The sequence below is a fragment of the Thalassospira sp. MCCC 1A01148 genome, from assembly GCF_001613795.1.
Lineage (GTDB): Bacteria > Pseudomonadota > Alphaproteobacteria > Rhodospirillales > Thalassospiraceae > Thalassospira.
In genome coordinates this window covers 141,408-166,009 of sequence record NZ_LPVZ01000018.1, presented here as the reverse complement: position 1 = coordinate 166,009, position 24,602 = coordinate 141,408, and the positions used below count along the sequence as shown (strand labels likewise).

At 56.7% G+C, this 24,602-nt stretch carries 21 protein-coding genes; 14 read left to right on the top strand and 7 right to left on the bottom strand.

Annotated features, from left to right (window positions below; genetic code table 11):
* Window positions 1–4 precede the first annotated feature (4 nt).
* Entirely contained in the window at window positions 5–2,785 is a 2,781-nt protein-coding gene (locus tag AUQ43_RS07295; RefSeq protein ID WP_062955591.1) for an ATP-dependent DNA helicase, read from the top strand.
* Window positions 2,786–2,893: 108 nt separating this feature from the next.
* On the top strand, window positions 2,894–4,177 hold the full coding sequence (locus AUQ43_RS07290; protein ID WP_232310617.1) for a glycosyltransferase: 1,284 nt from the start codon (window positions 2,894–2,896) through the stop codon (window positions 4,175–4,177).
* Between the two features lie 41 nt (window positions 4,178–4,218).
* Here the strand turns inward: AUQ43_RS07290 and AUQ43_RS07285 are convergent, their stop codons facing one another.
* The 3 genes from AUQ43_RS07285 to AUQ43_RS07275 form a co-directional block, all read right to left on the bottom strand.
* The gene (locus AUQ43_RS07285) at window positions 4,219–6,153 is read right to left on the bottom strand and encodes a heavy metal translocating P-type ATPase (RefSeq protein ID WP_114129872.1); all 1,935 of its coding nucleotides are present in this window, start codon (window positions 6,151–6,153) and stop codon (window positions 4,219–4,221) included.
* 30 nt (window positions 6,154–6,183) lie between these two features.
* Window positions 6,184–6,753: an HdeD family acid-resistance protein gene (locus AUQ43_RS07280; protein WP_232310616.1), complete on the bottom strand. Its 570-nt coding sequence runs from the start codon at window positions 6,751–6,753 to the stop codon at window positions 6,184–6,186.
* A gap of 110 nt (window positions 6,754–6,863) precedes the next feature.
* Window positions 6,864–7,763: a LysR substrate-binding domain-containing protein gene (locus tag AUQ43_RS07275; protein ID WP_062955589.1), complete on the bottom strand. Its 900-nt coding sequence runs from the start codon at window positions 7,761–7,763 to the stop codon at window positions 6,864–6,866.
* Between the two features lie 102 nt (window positions 7,764–7,865).
* Here AUQ43_RS07275 and AUQ43_RS07270 point away from each other — a divergent pair, with 102 nt between their 5' ends.
* The 3 genes from AUQ43_RS07270 (at window position 7,866) to AUQ43_RS07260 (ending at window position 10,190) form a co-directional block, all read left to right on the top strand.
* Window positions 7,866–8,756, top strand: coding sequence for a DMT family transporter (locus AUQ43_RS07270; protein WP_062955717.1), 891 nt, complete (start codon window positions 7,866–7,868; stop codon window positions 8,754–8,756).
* 141 nt (window positions 8,757–8,897) lie between these two features.
* Window positions 8,898–9,344 carry a DUF2946 family protein gene (locus AUQ43_RS07265; protein ID WP_008890257.1) on the top strand — a complete coding sequence of 149 codons (447 nt, stop codon included), beginning with the start codon at window positions 8,898–8,900 and terminating at the stop codon, window positions 9,342–9,344.
* A gap of 201 nt (window positions 9,345–9,545) precedes the next feature.
* Complete coding sequence (locus AUQ43_RS07260) at window positions 9,546–10,190, top strand: Crp/Fnr family transcriptional regulator (protein ID WP_062955588.1); 645 nt, start codon at window positions 9,546–9,548, stop codon at window positions 10,188–10,190.
* Between the two features lie 90 nt (window positions 10,191–10,280).
* Here AUQ43_RS07260 and AUQ43_RS07255 read toward each other — a convergent pair whose 3' ends face one another.
* Window positions 10,281–13,403 (bottom strand): EAL domain-containing protein, encoded by a 3,123-nt coding sequence (locus AUQ43_RS07255; RefSeq protein WP_232310615.1) that lies wholly within the window; start codon window positions 13,401–13,403, stop codon window positions 10,281–10,283.
* Window positions 13,404–13,768: 365 nt separating this feature from the next.
* Between AUQ43_RS07255 and AUQ43_RS07245 the strand changes: the two genes are divergently transcribed.
* The 3 genes from AUQ43_RS07245 to AUQ43_RS07235 all read left to right on the top strand — a co-directional run bounded on the left by AUQ43_RS07245 (window position 13,769) and on the right by AUQ43_RS07235 (window position 15,578).
* Window positions 13,769–14,182: a tellurite resistance TerB family protein gene (locus AUQ43_RS07245; RefSeq protein ID WP_084272017.1), complete on the top strand. Its 414-nt coding sequence runs from the start codon at window positions 13,769–13,771 to the stop codon at window positions 14,180–14,182.
* Window positions 14,183–14,455: 273 nt separating this feature from the next.
* Window positions 14,456–15,340 (top strand): NAD(P)-dependent oxidoreductase, encoded by an 885-nt coding sequence (locus tag AUQ43_RS07240; RefSeq protein WP_062955585.1) that lies wholly within the window; start codon window positions 14,456–14,458, stop codon window positions 15,338–15,340.
* A complete protein-coding gene (locus tag AUQ43_RS07235; RefSeq protein WP_062955584.1) occupies window positions 15,327–15,578 on the top strand; it encodes a GDCCVxC domain-containing (seleno)protein in 252 nt (83 codons plus the stop codon). Before AUQ43_RS07240 ends, AUQ43_RS07235 begins: the two co-directional genes overlap by 14 nt.
* Window positions 15,579–15,591: 13 nt before the next feature.
* On the opposite strand, the gene AUQ43_RS07230 is transcribed toward AUQ43_RS07235, so the two are convergent.
* Complete coding sequence (locus AUQ43_RS07230; RefSeq protein WP_062955583.1) at window positions 15,592–16,137, bottom strand: class I SAM-dependent methyltransferase; 546 nt, start codon at window positions 16,135–16,137, stop codon at window positions 15,592–15,594.
* A gap of 130 nt (window positions 16,138–16,267) precedes the next feature.
* Between AUQ43_RS07230 and AUQ43_RS07225 the strand changes: the two genes are divergently transcribed.
* From AUQ43_RS07225 to greB, 4 genes are all read left to right on the top strand, one after another.
* Complete coding sequence (locus tag AUQ43_RS07225) at window positions 16,268–16,486, top strand: SlyX family protein (protein ID WP_062955715.1); 219 nt, start codon at window positions 16,268–16,270, stop codon at window positions 16,484–16,486.
* Between the two features lie 54 nt (window positions 16,487–16,540).
* Entirely contained in the window at window positions 16,541–17,704 is a 1,164-nt protein-coding gene (locus tag AUQ43_RS07220; protein WP_062955582.1) for a DUF3095 domain-containing protein, read from the top strand.
* A gap of 239 nt (window positions 17,705–17,943) precedes the next feature.
* Window positions 17,944–19,194 (top strand): MFS transporter, encoded by a 1,251-nt coding sequence (locus tag AUQ43_RS07215; RefSeq protein ID WP_114129870.1) that lies wholly within the window; start codon window positions 17,944–17,946, stop codon window positions 19,192–19,194.
* A gap of 103 nt (window positions 19,195–19,297) precedes the next feature.
* Window positions 19,298–19,786 carry a transcription elongation factor GreB gene (gene greB / locus AUQ43_RS07210; RefSeq protein ID WP_181838563.1) on the top strand — a complete coding sequence of 163 codons (489 nt, stop codon included), beginning with the start codon at window positions 19,298–19,300 and terminating at the stop codon, window positions 19,784–19,786.
* 2 nt (window positions 19,787–19,788) lie between these two features.
* On the opposite strand, the gene AUQ43_RS07205 is transcribed toward greB, so the two are convergent.
* A complete protein-coding gene (locus AUQ43_RS07205; protein ID WP_147250465.1) occupies window positions 19,789–20,580 on the bottom strand; it encodes a hypothetical protein in 792 nt (263 codons plus the stop codon).
* 184 nt (window positions 20,581–20,764) lie between these two features.
* On the opposite strand from AUQ43_RS07205, the gene AUQ43_RS07200 reads away from it, so the two are divergent.
* On the top strand, window positions 20,765–21,388 hold the full coding sequence (locus AUQ43_RS07200) for a class I SAM-dependent methyltransferase (RefSeq protein WP_062955713.1): 624 nt from the start codon (window positions 20,765–20,767) through the stop codon (window positions 21,386–21,388).
* A gap of 11 nt (window positions 21,389–21,399) precedes the next feature.
* On the opposite strand, the gene hrpB is transcribed toward AUQ43_RS07200, so the two are convergent.
* Window positions 21,400–23,907 carry an ATP-dependent helicase HrpB gene (hrpB, locus tag AUQ43_RS07195; RefSeq protein WP_062955579.1) on the bottom strand — a complete coding sequence of 836 codons (2,508 nt, stop codon included), beginning with the start codon at window positions 23,905–23,907 and terminating at the stop codon, window positions 21,400–21,402.
* A gap of 264 nt (window positions 23,908–24,171) precedes the next feature.
* Here hrpB and AUQ43_RS07190 point away from each other — a divergent pair, with 264 nt between their 5' ends.
* Window positions 24,172–24,600, top strand: a complete 429-nt coding sequence (locus AUQ43_RS07190) for a hypothetical protein (RefSeq protein ID WP_062955578.1) — start codon at window positions 24,172–24,174, stop codon at window positions 24,598–24,600.
* Window positions 24,601–24,602 lie beyond the last annotated feature (2 nt).

Below are 24,602 nucleotides of genomic sequence, written 5' to 3'. Positions count from 1 at the left end.
CCAAATGTTCGATGATCGTTCTGAAGAGTCCCAACCGCGTTTCATGCCGCCCAACGCACCTGTCATGGTCGTTGGATTGCGTCACGCCGTGTTTTTATCGCCCGATGGCGAGATCGAGGAACTCCCGCACGGGGCCGCGGCCAAGCGTGCCCGATCATCACGCCCCATTCTGGTTCATACTCCGGCCTGTGCACGGCGGCTGAAATCCGATCCGTTTCCGGCCCATGACCTGCTGGAGCTGTTTGCCTTTGTCCGCCCGGCACAATTTTGCGTGCCAACCCCGCGGGGCATTGCATTGGCGACGGGCCAGAAACCGGCCGATGACCTGATCGGTCAGGCAGAGGCACTGGCAGAAGCCATGAAGCGCCTTTTGCAGGAACTCGCCACCCTCCATCGCAACAAACGCGGTCCGGCCCTGTCGGTTGCATGGCCGATGGCACGCGGCCACTGGCCGTGGGGTGTTTCGGTTCTGGCGGCCCTCGGTGCTGATGGCGATGGTCCGCATCGCTATGCGGTGTATGAGGGCCTTAAAGTCTGGAAAAAGCTTGGCGAATGGGCTGAACATGCCCCGCCACCACCACCGGCCAATTATCCGGTTGATCCCAAGGATGCCCGTAAACGCCTGAAGGACCTGCTTGGTGAAGGCGCGGAAGAACGCCCGCAACAGGCCGATTATGCGTCGTCCGTATGTTCGGCCTTTGGCCCGCGCCTGCATGACGGTGCGCCCAATATCGTCCTGGCCGAGGCCGGAACGGGGACCGGCAAGACATTGGGTTATGTCGCCCCGGCATCATTGTGGGCCCAGAAGAATGACGGCGCGGTGTGGATTTCGACCTATACCCGTAACCTGCAACGCCAGATCGATCAGGAACTTGATCGCCTGTATGACGATCCCAAGGACAAGCGATTAAAGGCCGTCGTGCGCAAGGGCCGGGAGAACTATTTCTGCCTGCTGAATTTCGAGGAAGCCCAACGCCCGCTTAATCAACAACCGCATCAGGCAACGCCACTTGGCCTGATTGCGCGGTGGGCGTCGCATACCCGTGATGGCGATATGGTCGGCGGTGATTTCCCGGCCTGGCTGACCGAATTGCTGGGCAACCGGTTCACCGGGGCGCTGGCCGATCAGCGCGGTGAATGCATCTATGCCGCCTGCCCGCATTATTCGAAATGCTTTGTCGAAAAGACCGTACGCCGCGCCCGCTCGGCCGAGATCGTGGTGGCCAACCATGCGCTGGTCATGGTGCAGGCGGCACTTGGCGGGCTTGATGATGCCTCCATGCCAACACGTTACGTGTTTGACGAAGGCCATCATCTTTTTGATGCGGCTGATAAGGCATTTTCATCGCACCTGACCGGGATGGAGGGGCAGGAACTTCGGCGTTGGCTTTTGGGGGCAGAGCAAAAGGGATCATCGCGTGCGCGCGGCCTGAAACAGCGCCTTGAAACGCTGATCCTTGATCGTGACGAACTGCGTGATGCCGTCAATGCGGTGATTGTCGCCGCCCAATGCCTACCCGAGCAGGGTTGGCTGTCGCGCATTCATGATGGATCACAACATGCCAAGGGCCCGGCGGAAACCTTCCTTGCCCATGTCCGGGCACAGGTGATGGCAAGGTCTGCCGAGGGAGATCGGGGATACTCAATCGAGACTGATTGTAAACCGGCGCTCAACGAAGTTCTTGCCAGTGCGGCCGATCTTGATCGCGCGCTGGAAGCCATGGAAAAACCGGCCAAATCGCTGATCAAGATCATTGCCCATATGCTTGATGAAAAGGCCGATGAGCTTGACAGTGCCGAACGCCAGCGCCTTGATGCCGCCATAAGGTCGCTTGAACGCCGTGCGATCATGCAGGTCGGTGCATGGCGGGAAATGCTGGCTTCCCTTGTCGAGGAAACACCGAAAACCTTTGTCGACTGGTTTGCGATTGAACGCCAGTTTGGCCGGGATTTCGATGTTGGCATGCATCGCCATTACCTTGATCCGACCATCCCGCTGACCACATCCCTTGCGCCCACAGCACACGGCATGGTGGTAACGTCCGCCACCCTGCGGGATGGCACAGGCGACGAAGAATTCGACTGGGCCGTGGCAGAGGATCGCACGGGGGCCGCCCACATGCCGCTTCCCGCCATCCGGGCGGCGATGAAAAGCCCGTATAACTACCGCGAACAAACCCGCGTGTTTATCGTCAATGATCTCGGCCGGGATAACCCGGACCACATTGCGGCGGCCTATCGCGAACTGTTTCTGGCATCGGGCGGCGGTGCGCTGGGCCTGTTTACCGCGATCACCCGTCTGCGTGCGATTTACGAACGCCTGACCGGGCCGATGGATGATGCCGGCTTGCAGCTTCTGGCCCAGCATATCGACGGCATGGATGTCTCGACCCTGATTGACATTTTCCGGGTTGAACGCGATGCCTGTTTGCTGGGTACTGATGCAGTGCGCGACGGGGTGGATGTGCCGGGCGACAGCCTTCGCCTGATCGTTTTTGACCGCGTGCCATGGCCCCGGCCCGACATCCTGCACCGCGCACGCAAATCAGCGTTCCACGGCGCACGCTATGACGACATGCTCACAAGGCTTCGCATGAAGCAGGCCTTTGGCCGCCTGGTGCGGCGCGCCGAGGATCGCGGCGTGTTTGTCCTGCTTGATAACCGCATGCCATCGCGGCTGCTGGGTGCCTTCCCCGACGATGTCGACGTCCAGCGCGTTGGATTGCGTGAAGCGATTGAACAAACGCGGATCTTCCTTGGCAACGACCAGAGCAGCGAAAACTGATCATCTGCCAGCCAGCCTTTGTCGTGCCGGATTTCCGCGACAAGACCTGCTAAGCTTCCAAGGCGCAAGGTGTTCCTGGAACGGCAAAAAGGATGGATCATGCATGTCATGCTGATGACATATGGGACGCGCGGCGATGTGCAGCCCTTTGTCGCGCTTGGCCGTGGACTGATCGACAAGGGGCATCAGGTCACACTCGCCGCACCGGAACGCTTTGCCGGTTTTATCACCGATCATGACCTTGAATTCACACCCCTGACGGATGCGCTGATTGCGCTTATGGATGATCCGCAATTTGCCCATGCGTCTGATCCCAAGGCATCGGCCTTGGCGAAGCTGACATCGTTATTTGCCATCGGCAAAAAGGCGCGCGGTCTTCACGACACACTGCTTGATGATATTTTCCGCGCCATTGATCAGGCCAAACCCGACGTCATCGTTTTTCATCCGAAAACCTTTGGTGCGCTGCCGATTGGCAGGCATTTCGGTATCCCGGTTGTGATGGCGCAACTGATCCCGTCCTTTATCCCGACCGGCGATTATCCGCATATGGGCGTTCCCGATCTTGGCCCACGCGGGACCTTGGGTCGCTGGTATAACCGCGCGACCGGCAAGCTGATCTATCGGCTGTTGAACACAACGCTGCGTCGCCAAGTTTGCAGATGGGCAGCACGACGCCAGAACGGGATCAATGCCAAGGGACTGGATATCCTTCAGTCTTGTAAATCCGGCACGCTGCCCATCGTTCATGCCTTCAGCAAAGCTGTGATCAATCGCCCCACAGACTGGCCGACACACGCAACTGTCACCGGATACTGGTTTCTCGATGGGACAGCCCAAACGACCCCGCCCGATACGGCATTACAAAACTTTGTCGAACGTCACAAAAACCTGATCTATATCGGCTTCGGGTCAATGCCCGGCAATGATCCGACCGCGATGGCAGAGATGATTGTTAAGGCCGTCTCACAAGCCGGTGTGAGCGCTATCGTTGCAACCGGCTGGGGTGGCATGGAAAACATTAACTGGCCATCCAACATCCTTGCAGTGCGCGAGGTTCCCCATGACTGGCTGTTCCCCAAAGTCGATATCGTCATTCACCATGGCGGCGCAGGCACCTGTGCGGCGGCCATGCGCGCCGGTCGCCCATCCATCATCATTCCGTTTTTCGGTGATCAGCCTTTCTGGGCAAAGCGCCTGCACGAGCTTGGCGTTGCGCCGCGCCCGATCAAGCCCGCAAAACTTGATGCCGCGATGCTGGCCCGTCGGATCAAAACGGTCCTTGAAACGCCGGCCTATCGCAAAAACGCCGAACGCGTCGCAAGCAAGATCGCCATTGAAGACGGCATCAGCAATGCCATTGCCGAAATCACGCACGCAGCTAGCCAATAACACTTTGCGAATACTGTTAGCTGGACCGAAAACTTGACGTCTCAGGCGTTTGGCTGCTCTACCATATCGGCATCAATATCATGCGCGATTGCCAGTCGAAGCGCATTGAGGATCGCGATGATATCAATGCCTTCCTGTAACAGCGCACCCGCGACCGGGGTGATATAGCCTGCCGCGGCAAAGCCCATGGCGACGACAGAAAGCACCATGCCACCAATCACGCTTTGCAAAAGGATACGGCGCATTGCCATGCTGATGTGAAGCAGCTCGTCCACTGTCACCAGCGATGCTTCGGGGATCACGGCACCGGCGGCATCCGCCGTGACCGCACTTTCCTTGCCAAAGGCGATACCAACGGTGGCAACAGCCAGTGCCGGGGCATCGTTGATGCCGTCGCCCATGAACAGTGTCGGGGCCTTGGCGGTTTCCTCGCGGACGATGGTGACTTTCTGCTCCGGGCTTTGCGATGCCAGACTTTCGGAAATGCCCAGCAGTTCCGAAAGATAGCTGACCTCGCTTTCCCGGTCGCCAGAAAGCAACATCACCTTGTTGAAATGATGGATGTCGCCCAGGTGGCCGACGAAGCTTTCGCCCTCTGCGCGCGGCGTATCGCGGAAGCGGAAGGTCGCGCCATATTGGCCATCGACCAGCACCACGCATTCCAGCCCCGCCGCACTTTCGGGCAGAAGCCCGGCGATCTCGGGGTCGGATTTCATCAGCTTGTTGCGATGGGTGACGGCAACTTCATGGCCATCGACCTGCCCGCTCAGTCCCTGCCCCGGCTTTTCCGAGGCATGACTGACTTCATCAAGTGGCAGATTGCGGTCGCGTGCTGCCACCAAAACCGCCGATGCCAAGGGGTGCTTGGAATAACGTTCAAGGCTGGCGGCCAGTCGCAAGACAAGGTTCCCGTTCATGTCAGGCCCGGCCAAAACCTCCACCAGTTCCGGGCGGCCATAGGTCAGCGTGCCGGTTTTATCGAAAATCGCGGTTTGGCAGGTCGGTAACCGTTCCAGCACCGTCGGGTCACGGATGACGATGCCGCGCCGGGCAGCGATTGAAATCGCACTCATCACCGTGATCGGAATGGCAATCAAAAGCGGACAGGGTGTCGCCACCACAAGGACCGCCAGAAAACGCGATGAATCGTCACTCAGATACCCGACCAATATCGCAAACAAAAGCGCTGCCGGTGCAAACCAAGCGCCGATCTGGTCACCAAGACGGCGAATGCGCGGGCGTTTCTGTTCGGCCTCGGCCATGACATCCATGATCTGGGCGTAACGGGAATCACGTGCGCGCTTTTCGGCCCGGATGATCAGGACCGCCTCGCCATTGATCGCACCCGACAGCACATTGGTGCCCGGTGCCTTGGCCACCACATAGGGCTCCCCGGTCAGATAGCTTTCATCCATGCTGCCATGACCATCAATGACCGTGCCATCAACCGGTGCGGTTTCATGCGGGAAGACCGCGATCAGATCGCCAATGTCGATCTCGTCAATCGCGATATCAGTGATCTCGCCGTCTTCGGATTTGCGATGGGCGACACTGGGCATGCGCTTGGCCAGGGCATTCAGTGCCGAGGACGCCTTGCGCATGGCAAAGCCCTCAAGAACCTGCCCCCCGGTCAGCATCAATATGATCAGGCTGGCGGCAAGATATTCCGCCAGCACCACACCGGTAACAAAGGCAATCGCGGCCAGAAAATCAGCGCCCATTTCCCGCCGCAGAAGCTTGATTGCAAGCTGCGCCAGAATGGGCAGTCCACCAAGTGCAAACAGCGCAAAAAGCGGCAGATCAGCCGTGCGCTGCCCCCAGACCATCTCGGGCCCGATAAACATCAGGATAAAATGCCCTGCCATGGCAAGCAGGGTGAAGATCAGGATGGCACGGTTCAGGGTCGGGGACGACAGGGCATCATCCCACCGTTCAAGCCCCCCGGCCAGACCGCCAACAGGTGTGGCGTTTGCCATGCCTTATCCCTCTGTTTGCCAAGCGCGGTTTTAGCTTCGTGCAACTTTGCCCATCGCCATCGACACCATCAGATAGCTAAAGCCGGAAGATAGCAGGATAATGCCAAGCAACAAACCAATCGCCCAACTTGCCGAGCTGGGCAATTCGGCAAAAATCAGAATACCGGCAAGTACTGAAATCCCGCCAGATACCATCATCCATTTCCATCCCGGAAACTGTTTCAGCCACATCGCCATCAGCGCTTCAAAAACGCCGTGCAGGATGAAGGCAATGGCAAGCAACACCGTAAGGGTCACGACCCCGCCCATCGGGAAGAAGGCCAACCATCCCCCAATCACGCCAAAGACAAGCCCCTGAATGATATCAAGACTGCGTCGCGTCGGGGTATCTGCATTCCACGCGCCATAAAAATGCCCAACCGCCCCGATCAGGAACAGCCAGCCAATCACGGATTTGAACGCAATCGTCGTGGCAAGGGGAAAGGCCACCGCCAGCACGCCAAGGATCAACATGATGACCCCGACTGTGCGCAACCGTTTGCGCCCCTTTTCCAGCAAACCGCGCATTTCCGGCGTACCGTCATTAACGATCAAGGTCATGGTAGGGTGCTCCTGACTTCTGTGGATCGCGGCAATATCAACCTGAAATTGCTGCAAATTATAGCCCATCTAACGTCTGTCGAATAGGACAAGTTCCCAAGGGGCTGATCTTAGCCGCAAGCCTTCGCTGCCGTGATCAGGCGTTCTGCCACCGCACGCACAGCCGGGCGCTGGTCATAGGCCGGCTGCACCAAAAACGTCGCAAGCGGGCTTCGAACCGGCGCGAAAGGCAGCATGATCAGGTCGTGATTTCCAATTGCCGTGCGCGCAAACGGCAAGCGCGCCAAAATCACACCAAGCCCCGCATCCGCCGCAGACAGCCCGACACTGTAATCCTCAAACCGGCGATCAGTTGGCTTGGGCCGATACTTGACCCCATGTTCGGCCAACCAGTGTCGCCAGCCAGTCGCATCGCTGTCATTTAAAAGCGGAAGGTTGGCAATTGCATCTGCATCAAGGCTTTGCGGATCGTGCCCGTCCAGAAGCTTGGGCGAAATCAGCGGCACCAGATCATCAGCAAACAACAAGCTTGATTTGGTGCCCGGCCATTGTCCCTTGCCACAGCGAATGGCGATGTCGGTCTGCCCGCCATCGAAATCGGCCAGCCGTTCGGTAATCTCGAGTTCAAGCCGCACATTCAGATCACGCTCGATCTCTGGCACAAGCTTTAGAAACCAGATCCGGGCATAGGATGGCAGCAGGCTTATTTTGATGACATCCGGTCCACGGCGTTGCCGCCAGGGCTGCGCGCCTTGTGATAAAAGATCAATCGCCGCCTGTGTTTCGCGCAAAAACCGTTGTCCATCGGGCGTCGGACGCACCCCGCGGCCATAACGTTCAAACAGATCATAGCCAAGCCATTGTTCGACCTGCGCAACATGGCGGCTTATCACGCTATGCGTCACACCCATTTCACTGGCGGCGGCCGAAAACGACCCGTTGCGCGCCGCGGCCATCACCGCGGGCAACAGCGCAAGAGGCGGAAGGGAAAGGTCATTGCTGTGCACCATATGCACATCTGATCCCCAAGCTATGTTCTATGTCAACACTCATGATCGCGCTATCAGCAAGACAGAAGACAAATTCATTCGCATAGAACGAGGGGAATGCTGATGTTCTCACAAGCCACCTTGGGCCTTGCCTGTGCCCTGATTACGGTTCTGTCCTGGGCGGCGGCCTTTCCGTTGATCGGGGTTGCGCTTTCGGGGCTTGATCCCCTGCCCCTTGCCGCAGTGCGCTTTACACTGGCGGCCTGTCCGGCTGTGATCTGGCTTGCGATCAAACGCCCGGAGATGCCCAGGCTGGTTGATCTTGCACGGCTTGGATTGGGCGGCGCGCTTGGCATCAGCATCTATAACTGGTTGCTTAATACCGGGCAGCAAACGGTATCACCGGGGGCGGCAAGCTTTATCATCAATACATTGCCGATCTGGACGGCGATGCTCGCGACAGTGTTTTTGCGCGACCGGTTCGGGATTGGTGCCTGGACCGCCACAGCAGTGAGTTTTTCCGGTGTGATCCTGATCGCCGTTGGTCAACCCGGCCCGATGCGTTTTGGCAATGGCAGTTCGTTGATCTTGTTGGCATCCATGCTGTCAGCCACCTATTTCGTTCTGGTGCGTGGGGTGATCGCGCGATATGGCCCGGCGACCTGTACCTGCTGGACGCTGATAACGGGTGCGTTGTGGCTAACCCCGTGGTTGCCCGACGGGATGGCGCAAATCGGTGTGGCGTCGGTTTCGGTGATTTTGGCGGTGTTGTTCCTTGGTCTTGTTTCCGCATCACTTGGCTATGCCACCTGGAGCATTGCAATCGGCCATTTCGGCCCGGCATCGGCAGCAAACTTTTTGTATCTGGTGCCGCCCATTGCCGTTCTGCTGGCATGGACTCTAAGCGGTATTACGCCCGACATCCTGACCCTGATCGGCGGCGCCGTCGCAATAACCGGTGTGGTTATGTTGCGCATTTCCATGACAAGATCGGCCCGCAAGGCAACAGCGTAACCAAGGGTGTGCCGGGCATGGCCCGGCATATCAGAACGATTATAAAGAAAAACTGATAACTGGTTCACAATTCGATGCTTTGACATGGGGGTTTCAAGGGTCTATCAAATTCCAGACCTTATCCAATCTGGATGGAAACCCGTGTATTTCACACCGCTCAACAGCTTGGTTGCACGACGCACCCTGTCACTTTGTGTGGCTTGGCTGTTGCTGGTCAACGCGCTGTTTTTCGGGTTCATGCACGCGCCTGTCGCGCTTGAAACAGTGCCGACGTCGAACACGGAAGTTTCCCAGACCTATGTCCCGCTCATTATCTGTACTGCAAATGGCATCAAAACCATTTCGGTGCCGGCCGACCTTGCCGCAGATCGCACTGCTAATCCACACAGTTCCGACGCCTTCGATGGCTTCCAGTGCGCCAGTTGCGGCCTTGGCAACCATGTGGTCGGCATGCCGGTAGAACCTGAATTGCCGCTGATCCATCGCATCCGGCTGTCTAATCAGGTCACCGCCCTTCATATTACGGCACGTCTGCACGATTTCTGCCCGATTGCCGCATCTCCGCGCGCACCGCCGGTCGCCATCTGATCGGAATTCCAAGCACCGCTTTGCCAGTGCCTTGATGGCAACTTGACGCCACAACTGTATCTGACGGACGTGGTTCTATCCGATCATCATCCCATGCTAGCCGGTAAAACCGGCAACTTCCGGGACATCCCGGCTCACAGACTGGTGTCGATACGCGACGACGTTGCCGCGTATCAGAAAATTTGCCAATGGGAGCCCCCCATGAACAAAGACGACGCCTTGCACGTATTGGAAAAACTTGCCGAACCAACCGTCCTGTCATTGCCGTCCGATGCCAGCATCGGACATCACAGCGAGGACCATACATACATCTACATTGTACAAACCGGACTGGCCCTGCGTTGCAGATACACCAGACAAGGCGAAAGACAGGTTTGTCGGGTCTACCGCCCCGGCGATCCGATCGGCCTTGAAATGCTGGCCGTAACCGACCCGACGCTGGTGATCGAAACCATCGCGCCGTCGGTTATCAAGCGTATCCCGATACAACGGATCCGCCTTGCCCAGCAAAATGATCCGGGCATTCAGGCGGCAGTCACGTCGCTTTTGGCAAGCGAGGTCATGGATGGTCAGCAACTCAAGATCAGCTTTGGCACCGGTTCGGCCATGCGCCGGATTTGTCGGTTCCTGCTGTGGTCTGCACACAATGATCTGGTGTCACTGCCCAACCGCGAGAAGCTTGGCAATATCGTTGCAACAACCACCGAAACGGCCAGCCGCATGATCGCCAACCTCAAGCGCGAAGGCGCAATTGTGCGCAACCCGCGTATGCCCTCTACCATGCGCATTGACCGTGACAAGCTCTGCAAGGTGGCGGGCGAACCGCAACAACAATCGGCGGCCTAAACCGCCTGTCGACGCAAAGAAAAAGCGCACCGCGAATTATCGTGGTGCGCCTTTTTTGGTCCATCAATCGGAATGTGCCGGTGGGTCGGTTTACGTCTGAGCCACCGGGAACCGGACCGGCAGACTAAGGTTTTCCTTGAGCAAGGCCTCCATTTCGGTGGCGCTGATCGGCCTGCTGAAATAGAAGCCCTGAACTTCATCGACGCCTTCGGACGCAATATGTTCAAGCTGGGTCTTGGTTTCGATACCTTCGACATTGATCGCCATACCAAACGACCTGGCCAGGAAGACAACCGCCCGCACGATGGCGGCATTCCCGTCGGAACTGTCGATATCAATGATGAAGGACCGGTCGATCTTGATCTTGTCCACCGGGAACCGTTTGAGATAGGCCAGCGACGAATACCCGGTGCCGAAATCGTCAATGGCAATCCGAATGCCCTGATTTCGCAGGATGCCCAGCGTGATCGCTGCTTCGCGCGGATTGTCCATCACGGCACCTTCGGTCACTTCGAACTGCAACTGATGGGGATCAAGTTCGGTCCGTGACAGAACTTCGCCGACACTTTCAATCAGGTCTTCATGGCGGGCAAGCTCAAGCGGCGACAAGTTGACCGAAATGGTCAGTTCGCCAAAGCCCGCATCACGCCATGCCTTGGTCTGTTCACAGGCGCGTTTCAACACCCATTTGCCGATATCGGCAATGATGCCCATGCGTTCGGCCACCGGGATAAAATCGACCGGGCTGACCTGACCGCGTGACGGGTTAAACCAGCGCACCAGTGCTTCCATGCCAATGATACGTTGACCGCCAATATCAATGATTGGCTGATAGAACAGCTCCAGCTCGTCATTTTCGATTGCGTGGCTAAGGTCGCGCTCCATCGCCTTGCGTTCCTGAACCTCGACCTGAAGTTTCGGCTCAAAGAAGTGATAGCGATTGCGGCCTTCCGCCTTGGAGCAATAAAGCGCAAGGTCGGCATTGCGCAGCAGGTCCTTTTCATCGCGACCATCTTGCGGATACATGCATATCCCGACAGAGGTCGATGCCTGCACTTCGTTGCCATCAAGCATGAAACGTTCCGAAACACGCTCAATCAGCCGCTGCGCGACAAAGGTCACTTCCTCGATCGATCCCGGCTCGTGGATCAGGACGGCAAATTCGTCCCCGCCCAGACGTGCGACAACATCCTCGTTGCGCAGGCAGACGCGCATGCGTTCACCTACACCCTGTAAGAGTAGGTCGCCAATCGGATGCCCAAGGGTGTCATTGATGTCCTTGAAGTTATCTAGATCAAACATCATCAGGACAAAATGGCATCGTTCGCGTTTGCTGCGCTCCACCGCGGCGGCCAGCCGTTCCTGGAACAAGGTCCGGTTGGGCAGCCCGGTCAGGCCATCATGATGGGCAAGGAACTGAATGCGTGCTTCGCTGCGTTTGCGGTCGGTAATATCGGTAATTGATCCATCAATCAGAACAGGTCGCCCCTGCTCGTCACGGACCAGGCGGGCATTTTCCTCGACCCAGATGATCTTGCCATCCGCGCGGCGCATTTCCGTTTCAAACCCGTGCACAGACCCGTCGCGCAGCAACCGGCCGGTAATGCGCAAGCGACTGACCGGGTTCAGATAATGGAAAGACCAGTCCTGTTCTTTTGCCAGCAGATCCTCGACCGTTTCATAGCCCAGAATGGATGCAAAGGCCGGGTTGGCGGAATGCACCGGGCCAAGCGGCATGCTTTGAAACAGGCCTTCTGCCGAATTTTCGAAAATGCCGCGGAATTTTTCCTCGGCATGGCGCAAGGCGCGCTCGACAGACAGTTTCTCTGTCACGTCCTGACCAATACAGATCACACCCGCAACATCGCCGTCTTCGCCAAAGTGGGCCCGCGCATTCCATTGCAACAGGCGGACTTCACCGTCCCGGCGCTTGAACGAGAAAACCTCATCCTTGATGATCTCGCCAGACAGCAAGCGCCGCACGGCCATGCGCACGCGCGCCCGGTCATCCTCAACAAGCAGGAAGTCAAAAAAGTTCTGACCGGCGGCTTCCATCCAGGAATATCCGAATGTCCATTCGCATTCGCGGTTGTATTCCAGAATGCGTCCCTCGGCATCAAGGAACATGATCACGCTGCCAGCCGTCTGGACGAGCGCACGATATCTTTCCTGACGCCGGCGCAGGTCATATTCGGCCTGCCGGTTTTTGGTGATATCGGTCATGGTAACGCTATAGCCCAGAAGAATGCCGCCCTCGCCGCGAATTTCGGTGGCATTGAGCCTTACCCAAACCTGGCTTCCATCCGCACGGCGCATTTCAATATCGCGGGCATGCACACCCTTGCCGGTTGCAAGGTCGCGACGCAGCTGAATGCGGTCGCTGTCATTGGCATAAAAGGTTTCCGGATGGCGCAGATACGACTGGGTCAATTCCCGCACCGACCCGTAATTGAACAAAGAGGCCGTTTCTTCGTTCACATTGGTAATCGTGCCTTCGGCATTGAGTTCGATGATCCCGTGCACGGCATGTTCAAGGGCACGTCGATAGCTTTCCTCGCGGGTGTGCTCCTGCCCGAACAGCACCAGACAGCCCGACGTATCAAGCGTGATATATTGCCACTGGAAGAAACGCTGTCCGTAATGCACGGTGCGCGTGTTATCGGAATTGAACTGTGGGCCATCCTTGCCAACCAATGCACGCTGATCACGCGGGTGGGTCAGATCAAGCGGCGATGCAAGGCCCATTTCAAGTGCAAGCTGCTCTGCCGCGCAGTTTGCACTGCGCAGCTTGCCGTTGTTTTCGACAAGCAAAACCGGCTGGGGTGAAATAAGCGACCCGACGCCCGAAAAGAAATTCGCCTTGATCTTTGTGAACCGGATAAAGGTCTGACGTCCGATCGTCAGCTTCCACCCAAGGAAGACGCGCTTGTTATCATGCAACTCGCATTCGACATGATGGTAACCGCCGTTATCGCGCAGCTGCTCTGCCAGCTCGTCAAGCGGTTCGCGCAGGACGTCATTGTCATCCAAAGACAGCCATTCACCAGCTAACAGGTTGCGATCAAATGCTTCACACCACGCATCATTTACCAAAATTCGTCCTTCGTCTGGATCATATGCTCCAGACGGCAAACACAGATGGCTGATCAACGCCGACAACGTATTGACGGAATTGATTGCGTTGATGTCTCCCATAGCGGCTTTATTCATCATGTTTGTTGTCGCTGCGCGACCATAACTGCTACCCCATGCAGTGCAAAGCCAAAATTTCCCCCATCACAACCGATTACCGCAATCATTCTGCGTGTGATTTTGTCACGGCATCCGTTTTTGTTTTCAGGATCGCGCATGCCACTTTTCGCGGCTTTCAATACCCGCACGACCGACGGCAACAGAATGACGACGATTTCACTACATATTCCTTAAAATCCCTGAAATTTAATCGCTTAACTGTTGCCCATGGATGCTTATCGGCATACCATCAGCTGGCTCGGTGGTTTTCACACTGCCCGGACAGGATCGTCAGATGTCTGGATGAACAGCATTTCAGAGAACCGCTCAGAAAAGGAGCAGCCAACGTGATTTCGCATCAGGACGCCTTGATCTACACAATGGTTATGGTTTCGGCCGCCGATAACGATATTACCGATGCCGAACTTTCTGCCATGGGCCGTCGGGTCCGTTATCTTCCGATTTTTGCCGGATTTGAAAATGAAGGTGTGACCAGCGTTGCACGCGATTGCGCAAAGCTGCTTGGCGAAGAAGACGGCATGGACCGCGCGCTTGATTTGATCCGCGATGCCCTGCCGCGCAAATTGCGCGAAACGGCCTATGTCTTTGCCTGTGAAATCGTCCTGTCCGATAGTGAAATCAGCCAGGAAGAACTGCGCATTCTTGAATTGCTGCGCCACCGGCTTGACCTTGACCGGCTGGTTGGATCGGCCATTGAACGCGCCATGGCTGCGCGCTATGTCCGGCCCGGCGATTTCTGATTTCTCGGCGTTGTTTGCGGCGTGATCCCACGCATCCTCGCTGCAGAAAGAGTATTTACTTCAGCATTCCAACAAAGTGTTGGGCCTGTATGAACAAATTTGTGGAACCCGAAGCGCATTTTGGGCGTTGCGCCCTCAAATCGCTGCTTATGTAAAAGCCACAATGTGATATGGCCTAGCCAACAAAATTTGCCGGTTTCGGGCCCATGGGCGCGGACCGGTTTCGCGTCGCCAGTTCAGATATAGCTACCGTCACACAAAGGGACCGCTGTCATGACCGCTCTTTCCGGGGAAAACATTGCCTTCATCGGACTTGGATTGATGGGGCGTCCGATGGCGCTCAATCTTGAAAAGGCCGGTGCGGTTCTGACCGTCAACACCCGCAATCCCGAAACACTCAATGCCTTCGAAGACCTTGGCATTGCAACTGCAGGCACCCCGGCTGACGCCACGGCTGAGGCCGACATCGTGATCATCTGTGTTGCCAATACGGTGGCCCTTGAAAACGTGCTTCTGGGCGAGGACGGCATCATTGACGGCATCGAGGAAGGCACCATCGTGATTGACATGGGCACCACGTCGGTCGAGGCGACCCGTCGTTTTGCCGATGCGGTCGAGGATGCCGGCGGCACATGGATCGATGCCCCGGTATCGGGTGGCACACATGGTGCTGAAAGCGGCACACTTTCGATCATGGTCGGCGCAGCCAAAGAAGATTTTGACCGTGTTCATCGCATCTTTGATGTGCTGGGTTCACGCGTTACCCATGTCGGTGATGTCAGCTGCGGCCAGATCGCCAAGGCGGCAAACCAGATGATTGTCGGCATCACCATTGGTGCGGTTGCAGAGGCGTTTTCGATGGCCGACGAAGCCGATGTCGATCTTGAAAAACTGCGCTCGGCACTGACGGGGGGCTTTGCAGATTCCGCCATCTTGCAAAAGCACGGCGAACGCATGATCGAACGTAATTTCGAGCCGGGTGGCAAGGTCGTCACCCAGCGCAAGGACCTGTTTCAGGCGCTTGAGTTTTCCGAAGGGGAACTGGGCGTCGAACTGCCAATCACCCGCCTTGCCATGGAGCTTTATGACGAGCTGATCGACATGGGCGATGGCGATCTGGACCATTCAGCATTGATCAAAGTTTATGAAGAAGACTGACCCTGAAAACGTCGAACTGGTATCGGTTCTGACCTGTCCGGAATGTGGACATGTTGAAAGCGAAACCATGCCGACCGATGCCTGCCAGTATTTTTATGACTGCAAGGGATGTGGTGCAGTTTTGCGCCCCAAGCCCGGTGATTGCTGTGTTTTCTGCTCTTATGGCACCGTCCCCTGCCCGCCAATCCAGTTGCATGGTCGCGGCTCGGACGGAAGTTGTTGCGGACATACCAACTAGGCTGCCCGCAAGATCACGCGACAATACCCGACTTGTGACTTCCGATCCGATACAGATAAAGGCGGTCGTTCCCGGTTTTCATCGGCACCTCGCCAAAGGCCTGCCAGCCGGGAATGGCAAAGGCGCGTGATAGAACAATGCCCCCGCTCGCCATCCGTTGCGAAAGCACATCGCCGATATCCTCCATCGCACGCGGATCGACAAAGCAGACCACAACATCCCCCGGATCACGATCAAGGGATCGATAATCTGCACGGATGAAATCAAGGTTGGGCGTCGCCGCCAGAATGCTGCGCATACGGCTGATGGCATAGGGGATTGGCGACAGTTCGATACCGGTTACTTTGATATCTGGTCGCGCACGGGCAATCGCCAGCGCCATATCCCCCCAACCGGACCCGAAATCCGTCACGGCCCTGGTGTCGTTGGGAATATAGGCGATGATTTCGTTCGCCGCCTTTGCCGATGTTGGCATCGGAACGGCACGCAGACGGATTGCATAAACCAAAATCAACGCCAAAATAACCCCAACAAGGGCGAGTACGGATAAATCGGTCATCAGCCATCCAGATATGTTAGGGTCACAGGCGCAGTCACATGACCACCCGGCAGTCGTGCCACAGGCTTGCATATACCGCAAGTCGCGTTACAAGTCCCCGCAACCGATGCTACTTACAAAAGATACAACCATGAGCCACGAAGAAATCGACAGCCGCGTTACAGAGCTCGAAATACAGCTTTCCCATATGGAAACAGTCGTCAGCGACCTGTCTGACATGATCAAATCCCAATGGGACCGCATTGATGTGCTTGAACGCCACAACAAATTAATGTCGTCTGATATTAAACGCATGATTGATTTCCTGCGTACAGCACCCGAAGACGACGCACCGCCACCGCATTATTAATGGCGGACCGGGTCTGTCGATTTCCACCGCATTCAGCGCAATTGTGAGACCGATGTGACCAACCTTTATCGCGACATTCCGACGTTTGACGACTTCGCCAAGGTCCTTGATGGCACGGTGTACCATGCCCTGCCAGATGACTGGTGGGTGGGCACGTCTGATATTGTCGGTTCGACCAAGGCGGTCGAGGCCGGTCGCTTCAAGGATGTCAATATGGTCGGGGCCTCGGTCATTTGCGCGGTCAGCAACGCGCTTGGCCATTCGGATTATCCGTTCCTGTTTGGCGGCGATGGCGCAAGTTTTGCCTGCCCGCCCGACAAAATTGACGCTGTGCGCAATGCGATGGCGACCACCGCCACCTGGGCGGCGGAGACACTGGATCTTGAGCTTCGCGTCGGTCTGGTTCAGATCGCCGATATCCGCGCGGCAAATCGTGATGTGCGCGTTGCCCGATATGCGGTATCCGATCCGGTATCCTATGCGATGTTCGCAGGCGGCGGCATGCAATGGGCCGAAGATCAGATGAAACACGGCCAGAACCTGATTGCGCCTGCCCCGTCTGGCCATCGCCCGGATCTGACCGGGCTGTCATGCCGCTGGTCCCCGATCCGCGCAGATGGCACCGATGTCATCCTGTCGATCATTGTCGCCCCGTGCGACAACCGCGCACGGTTTGATTCCACGGTCAACGATCTTCTGGCCATACTTGATGACAGCCCGCGCAAAAGCAGCCCGATCCCCGCAAGCGGACCCGGCGTCGCCTTCCCGCCGCCCGGTCTGCATCTTGAGGCAGAGGCGACCAAACATAACGAAGGCGGCTATGTCAAAGCGTGGCTCAAGGCGTTTTATATTGCGCTGATCGCTGTGATCCTGATGAAAACCGGCTGGAAACTCGGCGCGTTTGATCCACGGCGCTATCGCGATTACACAGGCTACAACACCGATTTCCGTAAATTCGGTGATGGCCTGTGGATGACGGTCAATTGCAGCAAGGCACGCGCCGAAGAAGTCGAAGCCCACCTGCGTGCAGCCGAACTTCAGGGCGACATTTACTATGGCACCCATCGCCAACGAACAGCGATCATGACCTGCATCGTACCCTCCATCACAAGCGATGCACATTTCCATTTCCTTGATGGCGGTGAAGGCGGCTATACGGCGGCGGCAACCGCGTTCAAGGCAAAAAGGAAAAGCGGTCAAAGCATCGCCAACGCATAAAACGCACCAAATGTTGCCAGACAATACATTCATTGCATGAACCGGGGCATGGCCATCACCCTCTGATCTTGACGACATCATCGACAAGGTTGGCGACCTCGTGATCAATGCTGGTAAAACATCCAGCATTGACTATGCAGAAATGTTATCAGCATCATAACGCGAATGAATTGGACGCATGCCACCAACGCGTTCAATATCATTACAAACAATAGAAAAACGCCGCCGGAGAAAACGTTATGAGCCCCACGCAAAGCCCCACGCGCATGGCGCTGTTACGCGCCACCAGATGGTTTCCCTGGATCGTCCTGTTATGTGGCGGTCTTGTTTTGTCGCTCAATCTTGGTGTGCGCCAGTCGCTCGGGCTTTTCATTCCCGACATGCTCAATGACACCGGCTGGACAGCTTCGACCTTTGGTCTGGCCTTTGCCATCCAGAACCTGATGTGGGGTGTTTCCGCCCCGATTGCCGGGGCAATTGCCGATCGTTTTGGCACCACGCGCACGCTGATTGGCGGCGCAGCGATCTATGCTGCTGGTCTTTACATGATGGGCACCTCAAGCTCGCCCGGTGAGTTGCACTTGACGGCGGGCTTCCTGATCGGGACCGGTGTCGGGACGACCAGCTTCCCGGTGATCCTTGCCGCGATCAGTCGTGTTTTCTCGCCCGAACGGCGCAGCTTTGCCCTTGGCATCGCATCAGCCGGTGGCTCGGTCGGGCAGTTTGTCATGGCCCCTACGGCACAGATGCTCAATGGCTCGTTTGGCTATATCACGACACTCATGATTTTGGCCGCCATCGCCATGCTGATGGTCCCGGCCGCCTTTGCGCTGACCGGCAAGGCCGAAGGCAACAGCCCGACGGCGGCACCTGATCTTGGCCCGCAAGGCCTTATGGCTGCCTTCCATGAAGCCCGCAAACATCGTGGCTTCATGTTACTCAATGCCGGGTTCTTTGTGTGTGGCTTCCACGTGGCCGTGGTCACCACCCACCTGCCAACCTTTACCGCCCTTTGTGGTCTGCCAAGTTCGGTTGCTGCCGAAGGTCTGGCATTGATTGGCCTGTTTAATATCTTTGGCACACTGACCGCAGGCTGGGCTGGCGGCCGGTTTAGCAAGAAGTTCGGCCTGTCGTTTATTTACGGCATGCGTGCAGTGGTCATTCTGATCTTTATCTTTGCGCCCAAAACATCCGAGACCATCTTGCTGTTCTCCGCCACACTCGGCGCGCTTTGGCTGTCGACCGTGCCATTGACCAGTGGCCTGATCGCCCAGGTGTTTGGCCCGCGCTACATGGCAACCCTGTTTGGCATCGTCATGCTGTCCCATCAGATCGGGGCCTTCTTTGGCGCCTGGATGGGCGGGATTGTCTATGACATGACCGGTAATTTCGATGCCGTCTGGTGGGTCTCGGTCGCGCTTGGCGTCTTTGCCGCCCTTGTCCATATGCCCATCGATGACAGGGAACTGCGAAGCACTGCCAAGGCATAATTTCGCACCTGTTTGATCCATTCAAAGCAGCGCCGGATCGCAATCGGGCGCTGCTTTTTTTGACCTCTTTTCCAACCATCTGCTTTGCGTTAAAACGCAGACCATGGACAGACCGATTTACATCACCCCCGAAGGGCTTAACGCCCTTAAATCCGAACTCGACCACCTTTGGAAAAAGGAACGGCCCGAAGTCGTGGCCGTTGTGCATTGGGCGGCGGGCAATGGCGACCGTTCGGAGAACGGGGATTACATTTATGGCAAAAAGCGCCTGCGCGAAATTGACCGACGTGTGCGCTATCTGCGCAAGCGGATCGAAGATGCCGTGGTTGTCCGCGCCGAAGAACAACCTGATCATACCCACATCTTCTTTGGCGCGCAGGTCACCTACGTCAATGCCCGTGACGAGGAAAAGACCATCCGCATTGTCGGCGAGGATGAAGCAGACAGCCTGAATGGCAAGATCAGCTGGATTTCGCCTGTGGCGCGTGCCCTGATGAAATCGGGTGTCGGCGATGTCGTCACCGTTCGCACCCCGGCCGGCGAGGACGAGCTCGAAATCCTTGAGGTCAGCTACAATTGTCAGGGCACCTAGAATTAACTAGTTTTCTGAGAGCTAAGAATAAGTTCTCGATCCCACCAAAAACGGCAGAGCCGTGGCCTAAGTGGCATTTCCTCAAAGAATGGCTCAATGTCTTTTGGATAGGTATCTAAGCTCATACGCAGCTTTCTAAAACCATCAATCGAAGTCATGTATCTCATCTCCCAATCATCACATGCGGGAGAAATTCCTGCGGGAACGGAAAACCCCATATACTTCATCGAATGAAGAAAACCATTCTGGTTGTTGCTTTGAGTTGGATGAGACGCGTCTCCATTCAAACCTACGTAGTTCCAACCAAGTAACCAGTAAGGAAATGGCTTTCGCTCCGTTTCGAACAGAGATACCAATCCAATAGCAACTGCATCCAGCAACTCATATGGCTGAATATTATCTAAAACAGCGTATATGGAATGATCTCGACTGGTTGGATGTGTAATCTCATTTCTAATATCTTTGAAACGCTTAAAAATATCTGCCACACCCGAATCTTTGATCGCGCTAGTTCCGTAGATTCTCTTCACCCATTTTGTCCACTTGTCCTCAATCGAGTGCCGAAGTTTGAATTCAATCTCTTCTTCCGGAAGCCCCTCTCGACTGAGGAAAGATCGTATTCTGTTATTGAGAAATGCCTCTAACGTTCCAATGCCAAAATAAATACAAGCGCGGACATGATGATATCGAAGAAATTCGTTCGTAGCGTGTTGAGCACTATATGCCTCCAACTGCATCGAGCTATAGTAGTGCCACGCAATATCGCTATTCCAACGCCAAACCTCTCCTGACATCTTCACCCCCAAAGCAACTTATAATAGCCATATCACTTAACTATTGCCCCAATTGGGCGGGGAAAATCAACAACCCCAATAAACCTGTAGGTCTACCCTTGAACGGCCAAAACCGCGGTCGATTTGAATAACATATTGATATCATGTACACTTGCCCCATTCAGGACAGATGGAGAGCAAGCTTATGGGGACCGAAAACCCACTTTTGACGCGCGCCTATGCCCTGGCCGGGGACCGCGATGATATTCGCGCGGTATATGCCGATTGGGCCGAAAGCTATGACGATGACACCCTGATTGGCATGGGCTATGTCGCCCCGGCGATTGCCGCGGAAACACTGGCATCCGAAATCAGCTCAACGGACCGGGTGCTTGATGCCGGGTGTGGCACCGGACTGGTTGGCAAGGAACTGCACGAACAGTGCGAACCCACGATTGATGGTGTCGACCTGAGTGCTGACATGCTGAAAAAGGCGCGCCAAAAGGGCGTTTATGACGCGCTTGAAACCGCCGATCTGACCCAAAAGCTTGATATCAAGGATGATGCCTATGACGGTGTCATTAGTGTCGGCGTGTTTACATCGGGCCATGTCGGCCCAAGTGCGATGAATGAACTGGTGCGCGTGATCAAACCCGGCGCACCGGCTGTCATCACGGTTCATGAAAAGGTCTGGGACAAGGACGGTTACGCCGACCATCTTGAGCAGATGGAACAAGACGGTATCGCCAAGATCCGCGAAATCCGCGAGGCCCCCTATCACCAAAAAGAAGGCTATTCCTGCAAGCTTTGCATTCTTGAAGCGGCCTGAGCGCGCTCACCCTACATCCGGCTTTTAACCCGCCGTGTTGGCTCGGCGATCAGGGGATCGTCGGGCCAGTAATGTTTGGGATAGCGCCCCTTCATCTCGGCCTTCACCTGCGCATAGGATCCGTTCCAGAACCCGATCAGGTCACTGGTCACCTGAATGGGGCGTTGTGCGGGGGATAGCAGATGAAGCGTCACGGCAACCTTGCCATTCGCCACCTTGGGCGTTTCGGTCGCACCAAACATTTCCTGCATGCGCACCGGAAGGGCCGGTGTCTCACCGCTATAATCAATGCGGATGTTTGAGCCCGTGGGCACCTGCCAATGCGTTGGGGCCAAGCGATCCATTTCCTGTCGCTGGTTCCAGTCAATCCCGGCAAGCAACGCTTCAGACAGATTGATCTGTTTAAGCTGGCCTCGTTTGGTAATGCCACCGAGATAGGGTGCGATCCAGTCTTCAAGTGATCCCAGAAGCCCGTCATCCGAAACATCGGGCCAGACATCGCCCTCCACCCGATGAAGAAACGCCAGCCTTGCGCGCAAGCCTTCTGACGCCTTGTCCCATGGCAGGCAATGCAGGCCGAGCTTGCGGATGCCCTCCATCATCGCCGCAACAATCGCCTCCGGATCGGCCTCGTCATGGGTGGCTTTTTCATCCAACACCAGTGCGCCAATCCTGCGTTGCCAGCGGGCGGCAACCGCATCGCTTTGCGCGTCCCAGAAGACTTCCGTGCCCTCGGAAATCTGATCAGCAAAATGGGTCTCAAGGGTGGCGCGCGCCACAGGTGCTGCAAGGTAAATCCTCGCCTCGCGCGCCTGCCCGTCCAGTTCGGCCACCGCGATATAGGGCTCCGACGCCAAGCTATCTTCATTGGTTAAAACACCGCCGCGCCCGCCCGACAGGCGATAACGCGCATCCGCCCCCTTGCGGCGCTCCCCGATCCGGTCGGGATAGGCAAAGGCGAGCAACAAGCCAACCTCATCGGCCCGATCCACGCGCGCGGTATCGGGTTTTGCCAACCCGCCCTGCTTGACCGCATCGCGCAAACGGCGGGCAAGTTGTTTGGCGGCCTCCGATATCATTTTGGGCGCCCGGCCCTTGATGATTGCCTCAACCCGAATGCGCAAATCCGCCCCGCGGCCGCGCATGAAATCACGATCAGACAACAACGCCGCCAGCGCACAGGCGACATCATCAAGGCCAAGCTGTGCGCCGCGCAACATCATATGCGCCAAGCGCGGATGGACCGGCAATCCGGCCATGGCCGCGCCCATCGGCGTAATGCGGTTATCATCATCAAGTGCTTCAAGCCCGCGCAAGACATCGCGCGCCTGATCAATCTTGGCGCGATCGGGCACATCGAGCCACGGCAGCGTTTCGGGATCGGGAACACCCCAGCGCGCCAATTCCAGCGTCAGCGGTGCCAGATCGGCATCAGATATCTCCGGCGCGGTAAAGGGCGCACGCGCACGATGTTCATTTTCCGGCCACAGGCGATAACACACGCCCGGTTCCAGTCGCCCGGCGCGGCCGCGGCGTTGCTCGGCACTGGCTTGCGATGACTTAACCGTGACCAGACGCGTCATGCCCGATGCCGGATCAAACCTTGGCAGGCGTTGCAGGCCACTATCAATCACCACCCGGATGCCATCAATGGTCAGCGACGTTTCGGCAATCGCGGTGGCCAGAACGACCTTGCGCTTGCCATCCGGGGCGGGCTGGATCGCGATGTCCTGCGCCTTGGCATCCATTGCGCCATAAAGCGGGGCGATGATGACATCACTTCCCACCGCATCCTTAAGCGCACTTTCAACCCGGGTGATTTCGCCCTGCCCCGGCAGGAAGGCCAGGATCGATCCGCTTTCTTCGCGAAGCGCCGTTTTGATCGCGCCGGTCATTTCCACATCAATGCGGGTATTGCCCCATTTATCGGGCTTGGGGGCCAAGTATTTCGTTTCAACCGGATAGGCGCGGCCTTCGGATGTGATCACCGGGCAATCGCCCATCAGTCGCGCAATCGGTTCACCATCAAGGGTGGCCGACATGACCACAAGGCGCAGATCATCACGAAGGGCCCCTTGCGTTTCAAGGGCAAGGGCCAGGCCAAGATCAGCATCCAATGATCGTTCGTGAAATTCATCAAACAGGACGGCGGCAACCCCGGAAAGTTCGGGGTCATCCTGAATCATGCGAACCAGAATGCCCTCGGTCACGACCTCGATCTTCGTGTCCTTGGAAATCTTGCTGTCAAACCGGACGCGATAACCCACACGCGCGCCAACCGCCTCGCCTAGTAACTGCGCCATGCGCCGCGCACTGGCACGCGCGGCCAGACGACGGGGCTCCAACATGATGATCTTCTGATCCCCGCGCCACGCACAATCAAGCAACGCCAGCGGCACCTTTGTCGTCTTGCCAGCACCCGGTGGTGCCTGCAAAACGGCATTGGTGCCACGATCAAGCGCAGAGACAAGCTCTGGCAGGACGGCATCAATTGGCAAGGCGGGAAATCGGGAACTCATATGTTTTCAATACTCAGCTTGGCACGGCAGATACCTGTTTGCGGGCATTGCCTAGCAATATCCCTGTGCGCTTGTCCGGGGCAATGAAAATTGCGCCGGATCTTGTCGGGAAACCAGTGTCGGATTGATGCGGCTCAATGCGCGCCACCCCGATCATGATACAGTGGCCTTGTTAATTTGGGCAGTTTCCCGCCTTCGGCTTGATAACACATGAAGGTCGATCTGCGCACAATGGTCTCACCCCTCAGGAGCAGGAGACTAATCATGAAAAGATTTCTCGCAATCACCGCAATCGGCCTGATGCTTGCTGGTGCTCTTGGCGTCGCCCAAGCGCAGCAAGGCACGCAAATGATGAACCAGACCGGCCAGGGCATGATGCAAGGCCAAGGTACGATGCAAGGTCCCGGCATGATGATGGGTCAAGGCCAAGGTATGGGCATGGGATATGGCGCCGGTAACATGATGGGCCTCCGCAACGGTACCATGGGTCCCGGGATGATGAACGGTGGCATGATGATGGGTGGCATGATGGGCAAAATGCATGGCCCGGAAATGATGATCGTCATGATGGACACCAACGGCGATGGCCAACTGCAACTTGAAGAGTTCCAGGCCGTCCATAACCGGATGTTCAACTATCTTGACGAGAACGGCGATGGGCAACTGACCGTCGACGAGCTGCGCCAACGCTAGGC